Source organism: Serratia sp. ASV30 (genome assembly GCF_016428815.1).
GTDB lineage: Bacteria > Pseudomonadota > Gammaproteobacteria > Enterobacterales > Enterobacteriaceae > Chania > Chania fonticola_C.
Genome location: NZ_JAELTL010000113.1, coordinates 1 through 5,493, shown reverse-complemented (window position 1 = coordinate 5,493; position 5,493 = coordinate 1). Strand labels below are relative to the sequence as shown.

Annotated in this window: 5 protein-coding genes; all 5 read right to left on the bottom strand. The window is 54.8% G+C overall.

Features of this window, described 5'->3' with window-relative positions; all coding sequences use genetic code 11:
• On the bottom strand, positions 1-1,583 hold a 1,583-nt coding region (gene pnp / locus JHD74_RS25330), incomplete at its 3' end, for a polyribonucleotide nucleotidyltransferase (RefSeq protein ID WP_199063817.1).
• A 240-nt stretch (positions 1,584-1,823) separates the two neighbouring features.
• The gene (gene rpsO, locus JHD74_RS25325; protein ID WP_010279698.1) at positions 1,824-2,093 is read right to left on the bottom strand and encodes a 30S ribosomal protein S15; all 270 of its coding nucleotides are present in this window, start codon (positions 2,091-2,093) and stop codon (positions 1,824-1,826) included.
• Between the two features lie 115 nt (positions 2,094-2,208).
• A complete protein-coding gene (gene truB, locus JHD74_RS25320) occupies positions 2,209-3,153 on the bottom strand; it encodes a tRNA pseudouridine(55) synthase TruB (RefSeq protein ID WP_024529070.1) in 945 nt (314 codons plus the stop codon).
• Positions 3,153-3,563 carry a 30S ribosome-binding factor RbfA gene (rbfA, locus tag JHD74_RS25315; protein WP_021179053.1) on the bottom strand — a complete coding sequence of 137 codons (411 nt, stop codon included), beginning with the start codon at positions 3,561-3,563 and terminating at the stop codon, positions 3,153-3,155. The genes truB and rbfA overlap by 1 nt, the downstream gene beginning before the upstream one ends.
• Positions 3,564-3,632: 69 nt before the next feature.
• Positions 3,633-5,493 (bottom strand): translation initiation factor IF-2 (gene infB / locus JHD74_RS25310; RefSeq protein WP_199063816.1); only part of this gene is annotated, 1,861 nt, incomplete at its 5' end.

Genomic DNA, 5,493 nt, shown 5'->3' with positions numbered 1-5,493 from the left:
CCCTTGGCCTGGTTCAGAGCCACCTGCATGATTTCGCGGGTGATACCTTCAATTTTAATGTCCATCTGCAGCGCGGTGATACCTTCACGGCTACCGGCCACTTTGAAGTCCATGTCGCCCAGGTGATCTTCGTCACCCAGAATATCAGACAGAACAACAAAGTTTTCTTCTTCTTTCACCAGGCCCATTGCGATACCCGCAACGGCAGCCTTGATTGGCACGCCTGCGTCCATCAGTGCCAGAGAAGCACCACAAACGGAAGCCATTGAAGAAGACCCGTTGGATTCGGTGATTTCAGACACCACACGTACGGTGTACGGGAAATCTTCTGGTTTAGGCATCATAGCTAAAACGCCACGTTTTGCCAGACGACCATGACCGATTTCACGACGCTTCGGTGAACCTACCATGCCGGTTTCACCAACAGAGTACGGAGGGAAGTTGTAGTGGAACAGGAAGCTGTCGGTTTTCTCGCCCATCAGCTCGTCGATGTTCTGTGCGTCACGCGCGGTACCCAGAGTGGCGGTAACCAGTGCCTGAGTTTCACCACGGGTGAACAGTGCGGAACCGTGGGTACGTGGCAGAACGCCAGTACGCACGTCCAGACCACGGATCATGTCTTTCTCACGGCCATCGATACGCGGCTCGCCACGCAGCACACGGCTGCGTACGACGTTTTTCTCAACGGTGCCGAGGATGTCCTGAATTTCAGACGCGTCCAGAGTTTCGTCTTGCGCCAGCAGAGTTTCCACTACGCTGTCTTTGATTGCATCAACCTGAGCGTAACGCTCTTGTTTTTCGGTGATGTGGTAAGCATCGCCCAGACGGCTTTCGGCCAGCTCGGCTACGCGCGCATGCAGCGCTTCGTTAACCGCTGGTGCCTGCCAATCCCACTTCGGCTTGCCAGCTTCGGCAACCAGAGCGTTAATGTTTTCGATAACGATTTGCTGTTGGTCATGGCCAAACACCACTGCGCCCAGCATCTGATCTTCGCTCAGCACATCAGCTTCGGATTCCACCATCAGCACCGCGCCTGCGGTACCGGCAACCACCAGGTCCAGACGGCTTTCTTTCAGCTCGTCGGTGGTTGGGTTCAATACGTACTGATCGTTGATGTAACCCACGCGTGCAGAACCGATTGGGCCATTGAACGGAATACCGGACAGGCTCAGAGCCGCAGAGGCACCGATCATCGCTACGATGTCTGGGTTCACCTGTGGGTTCACGGAAACCACGGTGGCGATCACTTGCACTTCGTTCAGGAAGCTATCTGGGAACAGTGGGCGGATCGGACGGTCGATCAGACGGGAAGTCAGGGTTTCGCCTTCGCTCGGACGGCCTTCACGACGGAAGAAGCTACCCGGGATACGGCCAGCAGCATAGGTACGCTCCTGATAGTTCACGGTCAGAGGGAAGAAGCTCTGGCCTGGTTTGGCTTTCTTTTGGCCTACTACGGTGACGAATACTGCGGTGTCATCCATGCTCACCATCACGGCGGCAGTGGCTTGACGTGCCATCATACCGGTTTCAAGCGTCACGGTGTGTTGGCCATACTGGAATTTGCGAATAATCGGAGTCAGCAAAATTTAATCCTTAATTGGTGGCGCGCAATCGTTCTTCGACTCGACACGCCTGTGGTTCACTGACCTTCTCACTACATCCTCGCGACTAATGACAATCCTTATCTCTCATGAGATAAAGCCTCTCATTAGCCGCGCGAACCTCTGTAACGGAAGATCCTCAGTAATACATTAACCTGATTTGCTTATGCTTCCTAGAAGAAAGGGGCCAAATTAGGCCCCTTTCTACTGAAACTTGCTCGATTAGCGACGCAGACCCAGACGCTCGATCAGGCTGGTATAACGTGCTACATCTTTACGCTTCAGGTAGTCCAGCAGCTTACGACGCTGAGAAACCATACGCAGCAGACCACGACGGCTGTGGTGATCTTTTTTGTGCTCTGAGAAGTGGCCTTGCAGATGGTTGATCTGCGCAGTCAACAGGGCAACCTGAACTTCGGTAGAACCGCTGTCGTTAGTACCACGACCGAAGTCAGCTACGATTTTAGCTTTAGCTTCAACACTTAGAGACATTGTCATACTCCAAAATTATAGATAATAAATACAGGCGCCGATCTCTAATTCAGCAACCCAATGCATAAGCTGCGCCATTCTACTCTTAGCGCAGGGCGATCGCAAGGCGGGCAGGTCAGTCGAAATATTCGACAACCAGGCGGCGCGGTGCGACTCGGCCATCATCGGCAATCTCGCCAATGCCGATAAATTTACGTTCTTCGCCTTCGGTAATGCGCACCAGACCCGAGGCCGGAGCCCCTGCGGCCTGCACCGGCTGCCCTTGTTTGACGTAACCCGCTACCGCTGGCAACAGGTTCACCTCAGGGAAATCTTCGGCCGGGCTGTCCATCGGCATCAGCAACGGATCGAGCAGTTCGCTTGGCGCAATGTTCTGCTCCTGTGCCTGCTCCACTAACGCATTTAGCTGTTCCAGCGTGATCATGCGGGCGATCGGGTACTTCGCCACCTGCAGGCGGCGCAGATAAATCACGTGCGCTCCACAGCCCAGCAGTTCACCGAGGTCATCCGTAATAGTGCGGATGTAAGTGCCTTTCGAGCAGTGAATTTCCAGCTCAAGTTCATCCCCTTCCCAGCGGATAAACTGCAACTCATACACGGTGATGCTGCGTGCTTCACGCGGGACTTCGATACCCTGGCGAGCATATTCGTACAGCTTTTTGCCCTGGTATTTCAGTGCGGAATACATCGACGGCACCTGCTGGATGTTACCCCTGAAGGTGTCCAGTGCGGTATCGAGCTGCGCCTGGGTGAAGTTTACCGGCCGCTCCTGCACGATCTGGCCATCGGCATCCGAGGTGTCCGTGCGCTGGCCCAAACGGGCAATCACACGGTAACGCTTGTCGGAATCGAGCAGGTACTGGGAGAACTTGGTGGCCTCACCCAGACAGATTGGCAACATACCGGTCGCCAGTGGATCGAGCGCGCCAGTATGGCCCGCGCGGTTGGCATTATAGATACGCTTTACTTTTTGCAGGGCATCGTTAGACGACAGGCCCTGCGGTTTGTCCAGCAGCAGTACACCGTGAATGTCACGGCCGCGACGGCGAGGGCGACTCATTAAGCCTCCTCTTCATCGCCTGATGCATTGCGACGTTCGGCATCGTTCTTCACTACGTTGGTCACCAGGTTGGACATGCGCATGCCTTCAACCAGTGAGTTATCGTAGGAGAAGGTCAGTTCCGGCACTACGCGCAGGCGCATCGCTTTGCCCAGCAGCGTACGGATATAACCAGAGGCATCCTGCAACGCTTTAATGCCGTTGGTCACCAGATCCGGATCGTGGTTTTCAGTCAGCACGTTCAGGAAGGTGACGTAAACTTTGGCGTAAGCCAGATCGCGAGACACTTCAACACCTGAAACGGTAGCCATGCCGACACGCGGATCTTTGACTTCACGCTGCAAGATCATCGCAATCTCTTTTTGCATTTCTTGTGCCACGCGTTGACCGCGGCTGAATTCTTTTGCCATTTGGAAACCCTCCAGACAAATCGGGGGGCACAAGGCCCCCCTAAAACAGATTTAAGCGTTTTTCGAGGCTTAAGCGATGGTACGCTGGATCTCGATGATTTCGAACACTTCGATCATGTCGCCAACGCGCACGTCGTTGTAGTTCTTAACGCCGATACCACATTCCATACCGTTACGGACTTCGTTAACGTCATCTTTGAAGCGGCGCAGGGATTCCAGCTCGCCTTCATAGATAACCACGTTGTCACGCAGCACGCGGATTGGGTTGTGACGCTTGATGTTGCCTTCGGTCACCATACAGCCGGCAACAGCGCCGAACTTAGGTGATTTGAACACATCACGTACTTCAGCCAGACCGATGATCTGCTGTTTGTACTCAGGCGCCAACATACCGCTCATCGCCTGCTTCACTTCGTCGATCAGGTTATAGATCACGGAGTAGTAACGCAGATCCAGGCTTTCTGACTCGATCACGCGGCGGGCAGAAGCATCCGCACGCACGTTGAAGCCCAGGATGATGGCGTTGGATGCCGCAGCCAGGGTTGCGTCGGTTTCGGTGATACCACCTACGCCAGAACCCACAATCTTCACCTTCACTTCATCGGTGGAGAGTTTCTGCAGTGAATCGGAAATCGCTTCACAGGTACCCTGTACGTCGGTTTTCAGCACGATGTTCAGTTCAGAAACTTCACCTTCGGTCATGTTCGCGAACATGTTCTCCAGTTTAGATTTCTGCTGGCGAGCCAGTTTAACTTCGCGGAACTTGCCTTGACGGTACAGCGCAACTTCACGCGCTTTCTTCTCGTCACGCACGACGGTCGCTTCGTCACCCGCAGCAGGAACGCTGGACAGACCCAGGATCTCAACCGGGATAGACGGACCCGCAGAGGTCACTTCACGGCCCAATTCGTCACGCATCGCACGAACACGGCCATACTCGAAGCCGCACAGGACGATATCGCCCTTGTTCAGCGTCCCTTCCTGTACCAGCACGGTAGCCACTGGGCCACGGCCTTTATCCAGGAAGGATTCGATTACCACACCGCTCGCCATGCCGCTACGAACCGCTTTCAGTTCGAGAACTTCAGCCTGCAGCAAGATAGCGTTCAACAGTTCGTCGATACCGGTACCGGCTTTCGCAGATACGTGGACGAACTGAGCTTCACCACCCCACTCTTCTGGCATAACGCCATACTGCGACAGCTCTTGCTTAACGCGGTCTGGATCGGCTTCTGGTTTGTCAATTTTGTTAACCGCAACCACCAATGGCACTTTAGCCGCCTGAGCATGCTGAATGGCTTCGATGGTTTGTGGCATCACGCCGTCGTCTGCTGCTACTACCAGAACCACGATATCGGTCGCCTGAGCACCACGAGCACGCATTGAGGTAAACGCTGCGTGGCCTGGGGTATCCAGGAAGGTGATCATGCCGTTTTCGGTTTCTACGTGGTAAGCACCGATGTGCTGGGTAATACCACCTGCTTCGCCAACCGCCACCTTGGTGGAGCGGATGTAGTCGAGCAGAGAGGTTTTACCATGGTCAACGTGGCCCATGATGGTCACGACTGGCGCACGAGACTCGGCGCCCGCGCCGGTGTCACGGTCGCTCATCAGCGCTTCTTCCAGCTCGTTCTCACGACGCAGGATAACTTTGTGGCCCATCTCTTCGGCAACCAGCTGTGCGGTTTCCTGGTCGATGACCTGGTTGATGGTGGCCATAGCGCCCAGCTTCATCATCGCTTTGATGACCTGAGAACCTTTTACCGCCATCTTGTTAGCCAGTTCGGCAACGGTGATGGTCTCGCCGATCACCACGTCACGGTTAACCACCTGAGCCGGCTTGTTAAAGCCCTGCTGCAGGGTGCTTGGCTTACGCTTGCCTTTACCGCCACGGGTCATGGTACGAGCTTCTTCGCGGTCTGCTTTAGAC

Bases quoted from the DNA above. Each gene is read 5' to 3' on its own strand.
- rbfA (WP_021179053.1), bottom strand. From the start codon at position 3,563: ATGGCAAAAGAATTCAGCCGCGGTCAACGCGTGGCACAAGAAATGCAA.
- rpsO (WP_010279698.1), bottom strand. From the start codon at position 2,093: ATGTCTCTAAGTGTTGAAGCTAAAGCTAAAATCGTAGCTGACTTCGGT.
- truB (WP_024529070.1), bottom strand. From the start codon at position 3,153: ATGAGTCGCCCTCGCCGTCGCGGCCGTGACATTCACGGTGTACTGCTG.